Source organism: Microcoleus sp. K1-B1 (assembly GCF_036704705.1).
In the GTDB taxonomy this organism is placed as follows: Bacteria; Cyanobacteriota; Cyanobacteriia; order Cyanobacteriales; family Microcoleaceae; genus Microcoleus.
Genome location: NZ_JAUBSH010000053.1, coordinates 27,037 through 44,930 on the forward strand (window position 1 = coordinate 27,037; position 17,894 = coordinate 44,930).

Consider the following 17,894-nt stretch of genomic DNA (forward strand, 5'->3'; position numbering starts at 1 on the left):
ACAACCAAGTATCGAAATTACTGTTTACGGTGTTAATCTCAAAGGTCCCGGTACTGGGTGCTGTCCAAGACCACCACGCCGAGTTAGTTGTCCCACTTTGGCTAGGTTCACCTACTTCTCCGGTGGCTCCAATATTTGAGCCTGTAGAGCTGGCTGTTGAACCAGTCAAAGCAATTGAATTGGCAAAATTGTCATTGACTGGAGGGGGAGGGACAATATTAAGTTGAATCGAACCTGTATTAGACATCCAACCATCAACAGCAATTTGATAGGTTGTCCCGGCTGTAGCATTCAGGCTAAGCAGGCTAGTGTTATTCCCTCCCCCCTGATCATCGAAGTCAATCAGAGTGAGGTTATCAACCGCAGAACCAGTGAAAACCGACAACCAAGTATCGAAATTACTGTTTACGGTGTTAATCTCAAAGGTCCCGGTACTGGGTGCTGTCCAAGACCACCACTCCGAGTTAGTTACTCCACTTTGGGTAGGTTCACCTACTTCTCCGGTGGATCCAATATTTGACCCTGTTGTACTCACAGGTGCGCCACTGAGCAAAGTTCGGTTAGCAAAGTTATCAGCCATAGTCTTTTCACCTTTTTTTCTGGGTGGTTACTTTGGTCTTGTCTCGCCTGTACCAATAATGCACCATTGGTGACAATTTAAGACTTAATTGCATTTGTCAATCAGTAATTTTACTCACACTAACTGTTTTATTGCATTTGTCAACCAGTAATATTACTCAAAATAACTGCTTTTTTAGGAGTGGAAAATTCACGATTTGAGAGGGAGTAGGTATAAATATCATGGGAGGCATGATTCCTCGATCGCCCAAATCTCAGTTTTATGCCCAAAATCCGAGTAAATATTGAGCATAATTGCTGATTGACAAATGCTTCCTTAGCTTAACTTGTTACCAATGATAATGCACGCGAATTCAACTGAATGAGCAAAACTTTGCACAGTCTTGGCGTTGCTTAATCAGGGTATGAAAAAAATAATTTGAAAATCCAGAAGCTTTGGAGATACTGGTTTCTATGATTTGCATATTTAGTCTTTCATACCGTAAATCCGCAACGCCCTGCTACGGAAAATATACCAGGTTAAGACACCCCCAGCCATCGCTAATCCTGCTAAACCCAAAAATACTGTCGGCAAACCCAGAAATGTTTCGGCTACCCCGGCCAAAGCCAACGGTAAACTCAAAGCGATATTAGTCGCATTGTTTTGCAGCCCGAAGACTTTTCCGCGCATTTCTTCTGGGGTTTCTGCTTGAATCGTAGTCTGCATCGGCACTCCCACCAATGAGGCAAATAAACCCAACAGAGTAATGAACAGCACCGAGAGCCACAAATGGTGTGTAAATGCAGAAAGGCCCATCAGAGCAAATGCCATGCCGATCGAGCCGATTAAACTCAGTTGGGAGTGAGAAAATTTATGGCCGAGATAGCCGACTGTCGCCGCCCCAGCAGCCATGCCCACGCCCACCGCAGCAAGCAAAAATCCAAATTGTGATGCTTTCATACCGGGGAGGATTTCTGCCAGCCGCACCGCTAGAACTGCCAAGGCTGCAAAAATGGAAAATAGAATAATTAGTTGAATTAAAGCATTGCGAACTTTCGGTTGATCGTTGATGTAACGCAGGCCATCTCGCAAATCTGCTAAGGGGTGCGGCGGTTCGTGTTCGACTTCGTTTTTTTCGCCTGTTTTCATTGAAAGCAAGAGCACTCCGGCGAAGGCGTAACTTCCGCCTACTACTAATTCTTTGCCGATGCCAAGTCCGCCGCCGAGGTTGGAAAATAGGGTGTCGGCTAAAGCTAGTAAGGGTTCTCCGACTGCGAAGCCAATAATCACCGAACCCATCATGGTTGTGGTGTAGAGGGAGTTTGCCGATAGCAGGTGGCGGCGTTCCACAATTAGGGGAATCACTGACTGTTCTGCTGGGGCGAAAAATTGAGTTAGAGTCGAAACTAGGAATGTCACTAGCAGCAGTAAGCAGAATCCGAGTGGCAGTTGACCGAGTTCCCACCCGTCAGAGAGCCACAGCAGCACGGGCAATGTTAAAACGAAGGCTCCCCGCAGCAGGTTTGTGGCGACTAGCACTGCTTTTTTCGACCAGCGATCGACATACACACCTGCGGCGGCCCCGAACAGCACTGCGGGAATGGTAAAGGCGATCATGATTGCCGATACCCACCTGCTGATGGTTTGATCTGGCGCTTGAAAGCGGCTGGCTACGAGGGCGATCGTCAGTACGAGATAAACTTTATCTGCTAGTTGGGAAAAAACTTGGCCGCTCCACAATGCCAGAAAATTTGGGTTTTTGAGCACTGGCAGAAATCCCGTTTGTTTTTCGGGAATTTCTGCCAGTGCTTCGGAGAGTTCTGCTGGCTCTGGTGTGGGAACCGGGGGGATTGCTTCGGGGTGTGGGCTATTGCCGTTGTTCCAGTCTGGTGCTGGAGTGGTGGGGTATTTATCCATTTCTGGGTCTGGGACGTTGCTCCATTGTCGATCGGCGGAGACGGGATAAGAGTCAAACTCTGGAAAATTTTCTCGTTCTTCCATCTTGTGGTGGGTCACAGCTAACACAGATATTCTCAAATCAGAATCAGACAGTCGCATCATAGGATTTGGGGTGGATGGCCTGGGATGGTGGAGGTTGGGGGGATGGGAATTTGAAATTGAGGTGTTAACCCCTAAGTTTATTAATAATCTCGTAACTTTATCTCTATCTATTATCTGATGTCGTAACAATCTTGAGAATTTACCTGAAAACGCCGGCAGGTTCGGGTATCCGGCAGGCTGGGGGTGCGATGTACGATCGCCCCTTCACCTATTTAAATCCACACTCAAAATTTAAAACTCAAAACTCTCTAGGTAGGTGTCGATCGAGCTTCCCGATCGAATCGTGCAACCTAAATGATACTGGGCATATTGTCGCAAAATATTTTCTACTGATACCCAAGTTGTTCGATCGGCAATCCCCTCTCCTAGTTCTGGACTAGCCAACTGTTGCAGCGCTGCTAATTCCTTAGCATTAATCTCAAAATTTGTCAAGTGCTTGCTGCTATTCGTTTGCCGGGAACGGGAGGCGGATTTGTACAAGCTACCGTTTTCTGAAGAGAGTTCTGCCTCTAGGTTAGCTAGTTCGGGTAAGCTGAAGGTTCCCCCAGAGGGTATACTAAACCCGGTTTGCCAGTTCGGATCGGTGAAATTTGGGATGAGCGGGTGTCTGGTGGCGCAGCAAACTTGGACTTGGGGCGCGAGGCCGGCTAAGGCTAGCAAGTGAAAAATGCCGTGGGTGAGGTGGGCGACAAGTACGGCGGCGGATTGGATTTCTGTGCGATCGGACAAACGCTCCAAACGGCTCAAATGTTCGCCCAGCAACCAAAAGAGTTCTTCTTGAGGCTCATCGGAAAGGGCACTGGCGATCGCCAATTCGGCCAGATATTGCGCCGCTGCAAGTTTCCCTAGGTTGCGGCTCAAACCCGGATGGGATTCTACGGTGTTGGCTTGGGTGATTTTGTCGAGCGATCGGCCTTTGGCAATTAGCAATTCGTTGACGACAAATAATTCGCTTCTGCCGCCAATGGTCGATCGTTGTTTGCGAACACCCGGTGCTACGGCTCGAATTAAGCCGAATTCCCGCGTCAAAATTGTCAGCACTCGATCGGATTCGCCGATGGGCGCACTCTTGAGATTGATTCCAGTTGCTTTGTAAGTTCTAATCATTTGTTAGTTGACTGTTGACTGTTGACTGTTAACGGTTAACTGTTGGCTGTTAACTGTTAACTTTTAGCTTTTAGTTTTAGTGAGTTAAGATAGGCATTAATCTTTGGTTAAATTTCATTTAATAACGGATGCAATTCATTGCTATTTTTTTTGAATTAAAAATTAGGATTATACGCAATTCTTAACCACTGTATTGTTTAGTTTAATCAACCCAAGAGCAATTTTTACGGAACGCTGATTATCTTAATAACTATGGCGTCCATGTCCTTCGCCAATATTAACAGCAACATAATCAGCCTATCTCACAATTTGTTGGTTCATCGTATCCTTCGTAAAGTATTCCCATTTTTTAACAATAAACCATATTTAGATAGAAATTTTTGGGGCTAATTGATAAACTTGTAGTTGTGATATTTTTTCCCTATTAACTAATTTAAACAATTGATGATAAACAATTGATTAATGACCAATTAATACAAGTCAACAGTCAACAGTCAACAGTTAACTGTCAACTGTCAACTGTCAACGATTATCTAAATTATCGCGCTGGCGGATTAATTCTGGGCCACGAGAAGTCCCCAAACGAGTTGCCCCAGCTATTACCAAATCTAAAGCTTGTTCATGAGTACGAATTCCGCCGGCAGCTTTAATCCCAATCCGTCCCTTCGTAACTTCCTTCAGCAGTCGCACATCGTCTACTTTCGCCGGGCCAAAAAAGCCAGTGTTGGTTTTGATGTAGGCGGCGCCGGCTTCCATGCAAATCTCAGCCGCTAATTGTTTTTCGGCATCGGAAAGGAGCGAACTTTCGATAATTGCTTTAATGGTGAGATTAGTTTCTTCGCAAATTTGGGCTAATTCCCGGTGGAATTCGTCGATTCTTCCAGCTTTCAACAATCCTAAGTTAACGGAGACATCTAACTCTACGGCTCCATTATCCGCAGCTTCTAGAGCTTCGTAAACTTTCACCGTTGAAGTCGAAGCACCGGTGGGAAAACCTATAACTGTACAGACTTTGGGACGTTTGCCGTGCAGCAGATCAACTGCTTGTCGGACGTAGGCGGGATACACGCAAACTGTGACAAAGCCAAATCTCTCTGCTTGTTGGCAACAGTGTTCTACTTGCTCTGGCGTAGCGGTGGGGTCGATCAGGCCGTAGTCGATCAAGGGGGCAATATCGATGTCTGCCTGGTTTGCAGCCATTGCTGTTTTTTCTCCGAAGTAATTACTTCCTTATTATGTAGCGAATTTACCAATCTTCGACCAAAAGCAGCCTGGGTACAACCCCCCGCATTCCTCCGTGAGGTCGCTTTCTCCCATTCTTCAATCTAAAATCTAAAATCTAAAATCTAAAATCGATCGACTTTACTCCAGCCCTTAGCAAGTATAAATACTCAATTGGCTTGTAAAAACTCTTGTGGGAATTGGTTTACCAATATACATCAAAAAAATAATATTTTAGTATCTGCCTTTAGATACATTTTTGATCTTTCTTTAGGTATACTTTGTTAAAAGGAGTTACGGTAGAGCCTGCGTCAGCTACGCTAGGGCAGAGCCTGGTAGCGGCTACTGTTTTTACTTTTAGTAGTGCTTTAAAAACATAAAAGCCAGTGCCAAGCATGAATCATTTAGAACTCGAACAAGAAATTGGGAAGATGGCTAGAGCGATGATGACTCGCAATAGCTTAATTGGTAAGGATTTGATTGCGGATCTCAGAGGGCGGCTGTCTGTTGACAGTGTAGCTGCTTTGATGATTGTCAGTATTGAGCGTTTGATTTGGTATGACTGCGAGTCCGTGATCTGGAGTTTGAGTTATTTGATTCCTGCTGACGTGATGGAAGAAATTCGCCGGATTACTGCGCTGGTTGTTTGCCAGCGGTTGATGGGCAAGGGTTTTCTGCTGGGGAAAGATTTTAGTATTGATGCAACAGGCCAGTTGATGTTGAGTGAGAATGCTAAAACAGCGGTTGTGGTTGCTTGAATTGGGCAAGCAGAAGTAGAAGCTATTAGCACTAGGAGATTTGCAGTTAGACTTGGGGCGCCCTAGAACTTTTTGTGTAACTGCAAACCTAATTCGGGATGCGGTGGTAAGAGTTGCGCGATTCACGCAGAGTTAAGATTCGCAGCCGCTCTAAAAAACGATGAGTGCGGTTAGCTAAAAGAGCTTTTTACGAGAGGAAAATAGTTAGTTTCGACCGCAAATTGTTGAGGTTGTTACTGACCCTGTGTACGGGCGATCGCCCTGTATCAAATTTTTCATATTTTTAGTGGAATTACAGTTTTATTCCAGGTATAGTTTCATGTAGAATCATCCCTAAGATAGATACAAAATATTATGAACTTAATTCAAAACTTGGAAGCGGCTTGGTATTACCATCTGGGCTCGCGCCACCTCGAAGCTAACGATGATCATGGTGCTCTGGCGAACTTTAACAGAGCTTTGAAGTTGCAATCAGATCATTATAAGGCTTGGTTCGGCCGAGGTATGGCTCTAGGGAAATTAGAACGGCACTTAGAGGCGCTGAAGAGTTTTGATGAGGCCTTGGCGGTGGAGCCGAATGCGAGCTTTGGCTGGCACAACCGGGCTATTGCTTTAGGAAAGTTGGGCCGCTGGTTGGAAGCTCTCAACAGTTTTGATCGAGCTCTGGAGTTCAGTCCGTGCGCGGCGAGTATTTGGCACAACCGGGGACTGACGCTGATCGATATGGGGCTATACGAGAAGGCAGTTCTGAGTTTCGATCGCTCTTTAAATTTGTATCCGGAGGCTGCTTGGGCATGGTACAACCGAGGTAATGCCCTGTTGGAACTCAAGCTTTACTATCAGGCGCTCAACAGTTTTGACCGGGCGATCGAGTTTAAGCCTGACGATGCGAAGGCTTGGTACAATCGCGGTATAGCTGCGAACTCTATGGGACTTTACAAACAAGCAGTAGCTAGTTTTAGCCGATCAATCGCTCTACAACCGGGCAGAGCCGATGCTGTGGGCGAACGGAGAGTTGCTTTGGAGAAATTAGTAGGTTTAAATCAGAGAAATTCCAAGTTTACTCCCACATCTGAGCGTCCCTTGGAAGATTATTTAATTTGGTACAACCGGGGTGTGGAATTGGCGCGAAAAGGCTGCTACTCTGAGGCGATTGCTTGCTACGAAACAGTCTTAGAAATAAATCCTGATTTTGCTAACGCTTTTTACAATAAAGCTTGCTGTTATGCGCTACTGGGATTTGCTGATTTGGCCCTTGACAATTTGCAACGGGCTGTTGAATTTATCCCTAATTTATACCGAGAGCTAGCTTTAGCTGACCCGGATTTAAGCTGCATTTGGAAACAAGAACGTTTTGAAGCGCTGATCCAAGGTTGATTTTACACAAAAAACAGCTCGCCCCATTGGCGAGCTGTTTTTTTGGGCGACGAAAATTCGATCGCCCGACAGTATTTGTGCAATCTTTGCTATTGCACAGAAACTCGGATTGAGGGCTTGACCGGCCTCTTGGCAACTACGATTACCCGGTAAGTGCCGGATTCGGGGAGTTGAGCAAAAGTTTGACCTTCGCCTTGATCCAAGAGTTGTCCCGACGGAGATTCGATCGCCAGATCTAGATTTTTGTTGCTAGCTGTCACCCTAATTGTCTGTCCCTGCTTGCCTTGAACGGTGATGGGCTGGATTTGGTAGCCGGACATTTTGAGTTTGACTGTGGCTTGTTTTTCCTTGAATGCTATGGGAATTGCGCGATCGGGCCTATAAGTCCACTTGGCGTTAAAGTCGCGTCCCAGTACGAAGCTGGTGGTTTCACCTTTCGGGGTAACTCGCACGCGATAGATGCCTGAGTCTGGCAACTGGCCAACCCACTGATTGTCTGACTTTTCAATAACCCCCATATGTTCACCATTGGGACTGTACAGTTCGGCTGTCAGTTGTCCCGCCCACAGGGAGAGAGTGAGTTCTCGCCCTTTGATGCCTTCAAAAATATAGGTGGTGGGTTGGTTGATTGTTTCTCGGATTTCCGAGGTTGACATTCGCTTGATCGGTTCGAGGTTTGAAACTGATTCAGAGGTAACGGGTTTGTTAAGGGTTTCTGTAATTTCCGAGGCAGCTATCAGCTCGCTCGGTGCAATTTTGGGGGCTACTGGGCTGGCAAATACTGATTTTGCCGTCATCATGAGTAGCATTCCAGTCAGTAAAATTAGTTTTTTCATGTCGCACTTCCGAGGGGGGGGTAGGGAGTTGTATATGGTTACTTGTGTTTGCCTGTTTTCACCGGATTAAAACTGGCGATCGCACACAGGCTACAAGAGGATATAGGATACACGTAAATATCCCGTACTTGCACAAAACCTGCTGGTAGCAAATTGGCAGTGCGGGAGATAAGTAGTAGCCTCAATTTGTCGGGACATTTTAATGATACTCCTTACGCATAATATCATCACAGAATATTAGTAATTTTGTCTAGGAAACTTAAAAATTTTTCCGAGGTTCTTGCTAAAGAAATGCCCACACCCAACAAACGCGGTGTCTGGGATTTTGGCTCTGCCTTGCTACTATAAAACGGCTAGCACCCCCACGGGGTGACAACCCTAGTGTTACTTCATTGTTGACCGAAAGCATCCAGGATAAAAGCCCCCGGATTCATTCCGAAAGCAGACTCAGGACCCAGAAATAAAAAACCTGTATCCGATGAAACTTGCCCCCCGAATTTATCACTGGGGTCAATACTTCAATTCTTTAATCTAAAATCTAAAATCTAAAATCGATTGACGATCGTCTAATTATCTAGGGCGCTGCGAACCACACCTTACCATATTTGTAGCGTGTCAAACCATTTTTCGCGTAAGTCTTGATACTGTATGTTTGTAGGGCGGATTTAGTTATTATCTATGATCAAAACGAGTTTATAACTACCAAATCCGCCCTGCCCCACGAGGTCAATTTGTACTACGAACTTGCTAAAATTTTTAGGTAAGCTTGTACTGTGTTGGACAAGCCCATTTCTAGCGCTTCCGCAATTAAAGCATGACCAATTGATACTTCTAGTATATCAGGAATAGAGCAAAATTTAGCTAAGTTTTGCAAATTTAAATCATGTCCAGCATTCACCCCTAAACCTGCTGATTGAGCTGCTTTAGCTGCCAACACATATTGTTGAAAAACAAAGTCTACTCTACCTTCGCGAAAAGCAGTTGCGTAGGGTTCCGTGTACAGTTCTACTCGGTCTGCTCCAACTTCTTTTGCTAGTGGCATGAGAGCAGCATCTGCGTCCATAAACAAGCTGACTCTGATGCCATGGTCTTTTAATTTTTCAATGATTGGTAGGAGGCGATCGCGATTTTCGGGAATATTCCAACCGCTATCGGATGTTAGCACGTCGGGAGCGTCGGGCACCAAGGTACACTGAGCCGGTTTTACGTCGCAAACTATATCCATAAATGGCGGCTGAAACGGATTTCCTTCGATGTTGAACTCCACGGTTAGCATTTTAGCTAATTCGTAAACATCGGTGGCTTTGATATGCCTTTCGTCGGGGCGGGGATGGACTGTAACGCCATGAGCTCCGGCGGCAATTACTGTTTTTGCGGCTTCGGTAACGCTGGGGATGCCGATGTTTCGAGAGTTTCTGAGGAGGGCGATTCTGTTGATGTTGACGCTGAGTTTTGTCATGGGATGTTAATCTTTAAGCTTGATATCACATCTTGCACCTTTCTCAAGAACGGGCAAGATGCCCGTTCCACAAAGAGTAGATTTTCCTGTGGAACAGGCATCTTGCCTGTTCAAAAAAGGATTATTGACAATGGTGCAAGATATAAGTTGATAATACTATATTAATCGCTTTCGGGACGAAAATTTGAGCCTATGGCGGTAGTGTTAGGGCATTGTCAGAGGAAAAACTAGCTTGTGCAAGCGGTAAACTTTCTGCAAAAAAAGCCTCAGCTATTTGCTGTTTTGCTGCCAAATCTTCAAGGTTGGCGATGCAGAAAAGCGGTGTGACGCGATCGACTATTTCGCGCGGAAAATCTCGGCTGAAATATTTTAGTTCAAAATCGTATCTGTGGGGACGGTAAATCATGCCCAACAGTTCGAGTAAGGGTAGAAGCGTCCAATTGTGATAGTTACCGATCGCATCTACTAAATGTCCGCGATAAATCTCTTTTTTAACCAGAGGCTGCAGCAAATCGAAACGGATTTTAAGGTCGTTGAATCTCGACTGCATTGTAGATAAATGTTTGCTTATATCCAAAGGAGGCGGTAGAATTAGATTAGCTTTGTCAAAGGCGATCGGCACTTTCCCGTGTCTCTCTATTTCCAGGAAATCGTTGCGGCTGCTGCGCCGAAAAACGGCGAAATCAATTAGCAAGAACGGGGGGGTTTCTTTCAGCCGCCAGAAGCACTGCGATTGACCGTGCCAAGCAGGTTCGGGAACTCGATATTTGAGTTCGATTTCGGCAATTTCTGCGAGGGCTTTTTCCACAATCTCAAATGTTTCTTCCACGGAGTTATCTTCAACCACAACCGCAATATCGAGGTCTGACCACTCGTCGGTGTATCCGTGGGCTGCTGAACCTCCTTGCCATAAAGCGAGAACAAAATCTAAAGGTTGTAAGGTTGAAACAATCTTTTCGAGAATGATTGGTCTCATGGAATCAAGCTATACTGTTTGTTTTCCCTGGCTTGCACAAGTGTAACAAACGATCGCGTGTTGAGATTGCTCCGCGACAGTTGTCCGAGGAATTGCTTATGCTTCCGGTTGTGCACTCCTGGCAAAAATTACACGGGAAGCTGCAAGGGAAAGTGGCAATCTTTGGGAAAGTGCGATCGCCCGCGATTGAAAATCAGCCTTATATTGTCAGAATCAGAAACTTGCCCGCTGTCCGGTAACATGAGAAAGGATTAATTTTTAACAGCGCGGCATGGCTACTATTTGGGAACTCGACTTTTACAGCCGTCCAATCATAGACGAGCGAGAGAAAAAAAAATGGGAAGTGTTGATCTGCGAAAGCCCGCTGAATGTAGGCGACAAGGCCGAGTCTCTGTTTCGCTACTCGCAATTCTGCTCCAGTTCTACCGTGAATTCCCTGTGGCTGGCGGGTGCTATTAAAGATGCGATCGCCGCAGCACCGAAACGCCCCGAAAAAATCCGTTTTTTCCGCCGCCAAATGGCGAACATGATTACCAAAGCCTGCGATGACTTGGACATTCCCGCCGCCTGCAGCCGCCGCACCCTCGCCCTTAGCCTGTGGCTGGAAGAACGGATGCAAAACGTTTATCCCGCCGAACCGGGCTATCAACCGGTTGTGAACCCGAGCGTTCAATTTGTACCCGAAACGCCAGTTGCGCTACCGGATGCTTTAATCGGCGAAAAATGGGCGTTTGTGAGTTTGCCGATCGCAGCTTTTGACGAAATGTCCGAGTGGGATATTGGATTTGGCGAAGCTTTCGGACTGCCGATGACACGCCTCGCCCCAGAAACGCAAATTCCGGGACTAATTATCTACTCGTCGAGAGCAACAGCCCTGGCAGGTTGGATGTCGGGCTTGGAGTTGGCTTTTCTGAAATTTGAGAGCGGCCCACCCGCTAGGCTGGTATTAGATACGGGAGCTAACGATCGCTGGATTTTAGCTAATCTCAGAGACGCAGCAACTGAGAGAGAAGCGAAAGGATTTGAAGCGGCTAAAAAGCAAGCAAAAAAAGTACATTTCTTAGCAATTCAGTCGAATCCCGAATCGGAATCTTTTGCAGGATTTTGGCTGCTGCATGAACTAACTATTTAGTCATTAGTCATTAGTCATTAGTTATGAGTCATTAGTCATTAGTTATGAGTCAATATAGCTGTTAACTCTAGACTAATGACGGTAGATTATTAACTGATGACTGATGACCAATGACTGTAAAATCTGGTTATCGCCAATTACACCAGTTTTCCCAAAAGAATCTAAATGTAGACCCGTGCACCCAACCCATGTCCAGTAAGTTATTGCCAATTCTTTAATCGAAAATCGAAAATCGAAAATCGAAAATCGAATCGCCCATTACCAACCACCGACAACAATGACCAATCACCAATCAGCAGAACAACTGCTAGAACTAGCCACCAAAGCAGGTGCAGAAGCTGCTGAGGTATTGGAATCGCAATCGCTCTCGCGGCCGGTCTTTTTTGAAGCAAACCGCCTCAAACAGCTAGAAACCGCCCAAGCAGAAGGCATTGCCCTGCGGCTGTGGCGGGACGGGCGGCCGGGTTTGGCGGTGGCCTACGGGCCCGTGGAACTGCAAATTTTGGTGGACAGGGCGATCGCACTTTCGCAACTCAACGAACCGGAAACCATCGAACTCGGCACCGGTGAGAAAGTTGTTTATCCCGATCGCGGAGTGTCGATACCGGCAGAACAGCTAGTAAACTGGGGCAAAGAGGCGATCGCGATCGTCCGCGAAGCCTATCCAGAAAGCCTCTGCACCGCCGAACTCGACTGCGAAATTGAGAGCACCCGCTTGGTGAACACCAAAGGCTTGGATTCCAGTCACACCGACACCACCCTCAGCGGTTACTTGTCAGCAGAATTAGTGCGGGGAGAAGATTTCCTCAACATTTGGGAAGGCGAAACCGAACGTGGCACCCTCGACTTAAATACCAGCGCCAAGCGGGTTTTGCAGCGTTTAGAATGGGCGAAAGACAATGTAGCCCCCGCCACGGGCCGGGTGCCGGTGCTATTTACAGCCAAAGCAGCCGATTTGCTGTGGGGCACTGTCTGTGCGGCGTTGAACGGCAAACAGGTACTCGAAGGCGCTTCGCCTTGGAACGATCGATTGGGCCAACAAGTGACTTCGCCCCTTGTCACCCTCTCGCAGCAGCCGGATATCGGGCCCTATAGCTGTCCTTTTGACGACGAAGGTACTCCCACTCGGGCGATCGTCTTTATCAACAGCGGAGTGTTGCAGCTATTTTATACCGATCGCACCACCGGTCGAGCCTTGGGTAGCGGCACCACCGGCAACGGATTTCGCCCAGGTTTGGGCAGCTATCCCACGCCGAGTTTGTTCAATGTTTTGATTAAACCAGGTTCGCTTTCGCTAATCGATTTAATCGCTAAATTAGACGACGGAATTGTAGTCGATCAAATGCTTGGTGGCAGTGCCGGAATTTCCGGGGATTTTTCAATTAATGTCGATCTCGGCTACCGAGTCAAAAAAGGTCAAATAGTCGGCAGAATCAAAGACACAATGGTAGCTGGCAACGTCTACAGCGTCCTCAAACAATTAGTAGAATTGGGAGGAGACTCTGAGTGGAACGGTTCTTGCCAAACACCGTCTCTAATTGTAGAGGGATTGTCCGTCATCGGCAAGAATTAAAGGAATGGGGCATGGGGCATGGGGCATGGAGCATCGGGCCTGGGTAATTGGTAATCGGTAATAGTTAGTAGTTAGTGGTTAGTAGTTAGTGGTTAGTGGTTAGTGGTTAGTAGTTTTTCTAATTAAAAATAACCAATTCCCCATGCCCAATTCCCCATGCCCCATGCCCCATGCCCAATTCCCAATTCCCCATGCCCCATGCCCAATTCCCAATTCCCCATTCCCCATTCCCCATTCCCACACATAATATGCGTATTTGTTTTATCGGCGATTCTTTTGTAAACGGTACTTGCGATCCCAAATGTCTCGGTTGGACAGGACGGATTTGCGCTGCCGCTTGCGGACAAGGACACGATATTACCTACTACAATTTAGGAATAAGGGGAGAAACCAGTGCCGATATAGAAACTCGCTGGTTCAGCGAAGTTTCTTGCCGCTTACCTCACTACGGCGATGGCAGAATAGTATTTTCCTTTGGCGTCAACGACACTTACCTAGAGAACGAAAAAATTCGCATAGAAGTTGAGAAATCAATTGAAAATGCGCGATATATTCTCAAGTCTGCCCAAGAAAGAGTCCCAGTTTTAATGGTAGGACCACCGCCAGTAATCGATGCCGATCGCACAAGCCGGATTGCCAACTTATCCGAACAGTTTTCTCAAGTTTGCAGCGAGTTAAACGTGCCTTATGTAGATGTTTGCACCCCGCTGCAAAACTCGGAAATTTGGCAAAAAGAACTTACCGAAAATGATGGCACTCATCCCCGCGCTGCAGGTTACGCTGAATTGGCTAAAATAGTTCACAATTGGGACGGTTGGAAAGCTTGGTTTAAAAATATCAATATATCAGATCAAGAGACAGTAACGCTGTTCCGAGCCGTCGGCAAAAAAGAAATGGAACTGATTAAAGAAAGCGATTTTCTGGCATTTCCGCCACGCTTATCCTTTCAGCCTACTTTTTATCCCGTAGTTCACAAAGCCTATGCCATACAAATCGCGCGAGATTGGAATACAAGAGATGCAGCATCGGGATATTTCGGCTATGTCACTCGCTTTCGGGTTGCGGCAGAATTATTAAAAAAATATCCAGTTCAAAATGTGGGCAGTTCGATTCACCAAGAATATTGGATTCCCGCAGAAGAATTGGCTCAATTTAATCTAAACATTGTGGGAAAGATTGAAATTTTTGCTGAATATCAACCCTAAACTACGAGGGAACTATGCTTGAATTTAATCAATTTTCAGTAGTGAGTTTTGACTGCTACGGCCCTCTGATAGATTGGGAAAGGGGAATACTGCTAGTCTTGAGACAATTGCTGTCAAGTCGCGAGATATATTTGGGTAAATCGCAGACACGAAAAAACAGGATTTGGGGCGACACTGCCCGCCAGCGACCAGCCTGATTTAGAAGTGCCGGATTTGAAAACGCTGGTGGAGGATATAAGGTAAAAAAATCGCAGATTGATATCAAATCTGGTAGCATCAGAATTACAGCAGATTTCAGGTAAGTATCGAAGGATTTTTTGCTAAAGTGCGATCGAGCAGACAATTCTCAGGTCATCTACGCTATTTATGCCGTACATAACTATCCCTAAACAATTTAGGGAACCTTCCAGGGTCATCAAATCTCAACTTTTTTTACGACCAAAACGCCTCGCTATTTTTGAAGCTTGTTTGATCGGTTTAATTTCAGGACTGGCAGGCGTTTTGCTCAAATCAGGAGTCGGATGGCTGGGTAGTTGGCGAGTTGCTACCTCGACAGTAATTCCAGCTTGGATATTACTGCCCAGCGTCGGTTTATGCGGCGGGTTGCTGACAGGTTTATTGGTTGAGCGTTTTGCTCCCGAAACGGCAGGCAGTGGCATTCCTCACGTCAAAGCTGCTCTCGGCGGAGTCAATCTTTCCTTAGATTTGCGAGTAGCTGTGGCCAAACTTATGACGACTATTTTAGCAGTTGGTTCCGGTTTAACTTTAGGCAGGCAAGGCCCGACTGTGCAAATAGGAGCATCTTTGGCTGGCTGGATAGGTCACTTGATGCCCACTTCCCCAGACTACCGCAGACAATTGATTGCTTGCGGTGCTGCTGCGGGATTGGCTGCAGGTTTCAATGCTCCCATTGCAGGAGTTTTGTTTGTAGTTGAAGAACTGCTGCACGACGTTTCGGGATTGACTTTAGGGACTGCAATTATCGCTTCATTTATCGGTGCAGTTGTATCCCAGCTTTTGGGCGGCGATAGTTTAAGTTTGAACCTTCGCGCGTACAAAATCAGTTTTGATGCTCAGGAAATCCCGTTTTACATACTATTAGGAGTTTTAGCGGGATTGCTGGGAGCTTGGTTCACCAAAGGGATTATGGCTAGCTTGCAATTTAACAGGCGATCGCTCAAATTAGCTTTGCCTGTGCGAATGGCTCTAGCTGGTCTAATCTGCGGTTCAGTAATAGCTTTTCTTCCAGCAACTTTCCGCGATAATACGGGTTTACGGGAGTTTATGCTGACCGGCGAAGCAAGTGGCATAACAAGTTTAATTGCTTTTGTAGCTCACTTTTTTCTGACAATTATTTCCGCTGCTTCTGGAGCTCCGGGAGGATTGTTTTCCCCTGCCCTAGTTATGGGTTCTGCACTCGGTCACATGGTGGGAATTGTGCAGGCAGATTCCCTGGGTGTCGGTTTGCCGGTAACTTACGCTTTGGCGGGAATGGGAGCGTTTTTTTGCGCGGTTTCTAGGGCGCCGATTACTGCGGTAGTGATTGTGTTTGAAATTACGGCGGATTTCAAATTAGTGCTGCCTTTGATGATCTGTTCTGTAGTTGCTTATTTGGTGGCGGAAAAGGTGGACAGTGGCTCTTTTTACGATCGCCTTTTGGAGTTTAACGGCATTCAACTGACAAAGGCAAAAGCGGCGAGCAATACTTTGAGCGACTTGCACGCAGATGACGTGATGCAGCGCCGAGTTGAAACTCTTTCAAGTCTGCTGACTTTCGATGAAGTGATGCAGGCTTTTTCGCGATCGCACCACCGAGGCTTTCCAGTCGTTGAAGATGGCAAATTAGTCGGAATTGTCAGTCAAACCGATTTGGCAAATGCCAGCGAGCGCAATTTGTCGGGCAACTCCCTGCTCAAAGAATTTATGACTGTACAGCCGATCGCAGTCAGAGCAAGAGATACTTTAAGCGAGGTATTGTACAGGCTCAACAACTACAATATCAGCCGCTTGCCAGTCGTAGAAGGCAGGCGTTTGGTGGGAATTATTACCCGCAGCGACATTATCCGAGTTGAATCTGATCGCCTCAGTGGAGAAACAACCCAGGGCCCGCATCCAGAACCTTCTTGTATTGTCTATCAAACCAGGGCTCCGCAAGTCGGAAACGGTCGATTATTAGTGCCGCTTTCCAACCCCCAAACAGCACCCGCTTTGCTGCGGCTGGCGGCGGCGATCGCGCGCGATCGCAATTACGAATTAGAATGCCTGCAAATCATCATAGTACCGCGCAACAGTTCCCCTTCGGAAACCGCAGTGCGGACAACCAAAAGCCGCCGTCTGCTGCAACAAGCCGAGCGAATTGTTCGCAATTGGAACTTGCCTGTACACACCCAAATACGGGTAGCTCATGACGTGCCTAACGCGATTTTGGAGACTATTAAGGAGGACCATATCGATTCAATTTTGATGGGCTGGCAAGGCGAATTTTCCACAAAAGGACGCATTTTTGGCGATGTGGTGGATACCGTAATTCGGCAAGCAGGCTGCGAGGTTATTTTGGTGAAGTGGAGCGAAAAACTATTAGCAACACGTAAGAAAAATGAGTTCTCTGCCACTTTTAGCGGGCGGAAATATGCATCTATAGAATGGGAATTTAATGCCGAAGGAGTTGATGGTGCAGATAATCCCCCATTGGCGAGCGCCTCAGATTTATCAGCGACTCCTGAGACTGAATTTACCCCGCCGAATTCAGACATTCCAGCCCCAGAATTGGGGCTGCACACGCTGATGGGTTTACACCGTTGGTTGGTGCCTATTCGCGGCGGTTACAAGCAAGCTGCGGCTTTGCGGCTGCTACCTGCTTTGGTGGCTGCTAGTGCTGTACCGGAGATTAAATTGTGTCAGGTTCATCAGCCTTCTGTTGCAGAACCCGATCGCGGAGAATTAAAGCAAGCGGCGGAGTTTATCAAGCGCCGAGTTACCTGTTCGATAATAGCGACTTCGGTTTGCGCTAAATCGGTTTCTGATGCTTTAATTGATTTGGCTCAGAACGATCAGTGCGATGCGATCGTCCTGGGAGCGAGCCGTGAAGGGCTGCTCAAGCAGGTGATTCACGGGAATATCCCGGAAGCTGTGGCGCGCGGGTGCGACTGTACAGTCATTTTAGTGCGATCAGCCTCTTAGCAAATTCATACCATTTGAGTTTTGTTTCCAGGCAGATCCCATTGGTGACAACTTAGGAATTTGTCACCAATATCAAGTGGGATAGGCAGACACATTTAACTGCTGCCTTATTCGGGATTTATGCTCATATTTGACAATCCTCAACTCCTGATTCTCCCTGGCACTAAAATAGGCTATAGGATCGAATGCTGTGCCACGAGAAGAGGCATGGTTAAAGTGATAAAATCCGCCCCACAGCATTTCTACAAATATCTTCTCACTACAGAGTTCTAATTCGTCAGCAATAGAATCAGCCACATCCAGTAACACCGCATAAAACAGCCAAGCTGCCCAAATTTGAATTTTGATGCCGTTAATAGAACCAGTCCACAAATAAGGAATGAAAAATAAATAACTTAATGAATTACTCAGGTTGGGGTACGGCTCGATAATTCCATTTGGGCAAATATT

The 17,894-nt window shown here is 46.5% G+C and carries 14 protein-coding genes and 1 pseudogene; 6 read left to right on the plus strand and 9 right to left on the minus strand.

What is annotated here, in order from left to right; translation table 11 throughout:
• The 4 genes from QUA83_RS19050 to deoC all read right to left on the minus strand — a co-directional run.
• Positions 1-580, minus strand: a 580-nt coding sequence (locus tag QUA83_RS19050; protein ID WP_333295104.1) for a PPC domain-containing protein, incomplete at its 3' end; no start/stop codon positions are given.
• Positions 581-1,045: 465 nt separating this feature from the next.
• Positions 1,046-2,620, minus strand: a complete 1,575-nt coding sequence (locus QUA83_RS19055) for an MFS transporter (protein ID WP_333295106.1) — start codon at positions 2,618-2,620, stop codon at positions 1,046-1,048.
• 231 nt (positions 2,621-2,851) lie between these two features.
• Entirely contained in the window at positions 2,852-3,727 is an 876-nt protein-coding gene (gene recO / locus QUA83_RS19060) for a DNA repair protein RecO (protein WP_333295107.1), read from the minus strand.
• 522 nt (positions 3,728-4,249) lie between these two features.
• Positions 4,250-4,927 (minus strand): deoxyribose-phosphate aldolase, encoded by a 678-nt coding sequence (gene deoC, locus QUA83_RS19065; RefSeq protein ID WP_333295109.1) that lies wholly within the window; start codon positions 4,925-4,927, stop codon positions 4,250-4,252.
• 416 nt (positions 4,928-5,343) lie between these two features.
• Between deoC and QUA83_RS19070 the strand changes: the two genes are divergently transcribed.
• Both QUA83_RS19070 and QUA83_RS19075 read left to right on the plus strand, forming a co-directional pair.
• Positions 5,344-5,706, plus strand: a complete 363-nt coding sequence (locus QUA83_RS19070) for a hypothetical protein (protein WP_333290215.1) — start codon at positions 5,344-5,346, stop codon at positions 5,704-5,706.
• 354 nt (positions 5,707-6,060) lie between these two features.
• Entirely contained in the window at positions 6,061-7,083 is a 1,023-nt protein-coding gene (locus QUA83_RS19075) for a tetratricopeptide repeat protein (RefSeq protein ID WP_333295111.1), read from the plus strand.
• A gap of 89 nt (positions 7,084-7,172) precedes the next feature.
• Here the strand turns inward: QUA83_RS19075 and QUA83_RS19080 are convergent, their stop codons facing one another.
• The 4 genes from QUA83_RS19080 to QUA83_RS30610 form a co-directional block, all read right to left on the minus strand.
• Positions 7,173-7,919, minus strand: a complete 747-nt coding sequence (locus tag QUA83_RS19080) for a hypothetical protein (protein ID WP_333295113.1) — start codon at positions 7,917-7,919, stop codon at positions 7,173-7,175.
• Positions 7,920-8,655: 736 nt separating this feature from the next.
• Entirely contained in the window at positions 8,656-9,378 is a 723-nt protein-coding gene (locus tag QUA83_RS19085) for a pyridoxine 5'-phosphate synthase (protein WP_333295114.1), read from the minus strand.
• A gap of 190 nt (positions 9,379-9,568) precedes the next feature.
• The gene (locus QUA83_RS19090; protein WP_333295115.1) at positions 9,569-10,354 is read right to left on the minus strand and encodes a nucleotidyltransferase domain-containing protein; all 786 of its coding nucleotides are present in this window, start codon (positions 10,352-10,354) and stop codon (positions 9,569-9,571) included.
• A gap of 4 nt (positions 10,355-10,358) precedes the next feature.
• Complete coding sequence (locus tag QUA83_RS30610; protein ID WP_445301789.1) at positions 10,359-10,541, minus strand: DUF1272 domain-containing protein; 183 nt, start codon at positions 10,539-10,541, stop codon at positions 10,359-10,361.
• A gap of 84 nt (positions 10,542-10,625) precedes the next feature.
• Here QUA83_RS30610 and QUA83_RS19095 point away from each other — a divergent pair, with 84 nt between their 5' ends.
• The 4 genes from QUA83_RS19095 to QUA83_RS19110 all read left to right on the plus strand — a co-directional run bounded on the left by QUA83_RS19095 (position 10,626) and on the right by QUA83_RS19110 (position 17,444).
• Positions 10,626-11,486, plus strand: coding sequence for a Tab2/Atab2 family RNA-binding protein (locus QUA83_RS19095; protein ID WP_333295116.1), 861 nt, complete (start codon positions 10,626-10,628; stop codon positions 11,484-11,486).
• A 277-nt stretch (positions 11,487-11,763) separates the two neighbouring features.
• Entirely contained in the window at positions 11,764-13,059 is a 1,296-nt protein-coding gene (locus QUA83_RS19100; protein ID WP_333295117.1) for a TldD/PmbA family protein, read from the plus strand.
• A 248-nt stretch (positions 13,060-13,307) separates the two neighbouring features.
• On the plus strand, positions 13,308-14,264 hold the full coding sequence (locus QUA83_RS19105) for a GDSL-type esterase/lipase family protein (protein ID WP_333295119.1): 957 nt from the start codon (positions 13,308-13,310) through the stop codon (positions 14,262-14,264).
• A gap of 366 nt (positions 14,265-14,630) precedes the next feature.
• A complete protein-coding gene (locus QUA83_RS19110) occupies positions 14,631-17,444 on the plus strand; it encodes a chloride channel protein (protein ID WP_333295120.1) in 2,814 nt (937 codons plus the stop codon).
• Positions 17,445-17,516: 72 nt separating this feature from the next.
• Here the strand turns inward: QUA83_RS19110 and QUA83_RS19115 are convergent.
• Positions 17,517-17,894: pseudogene (locus tag QUA83_RS19115) on the minus strand (hypothetical protein); the annotation flags it as partial.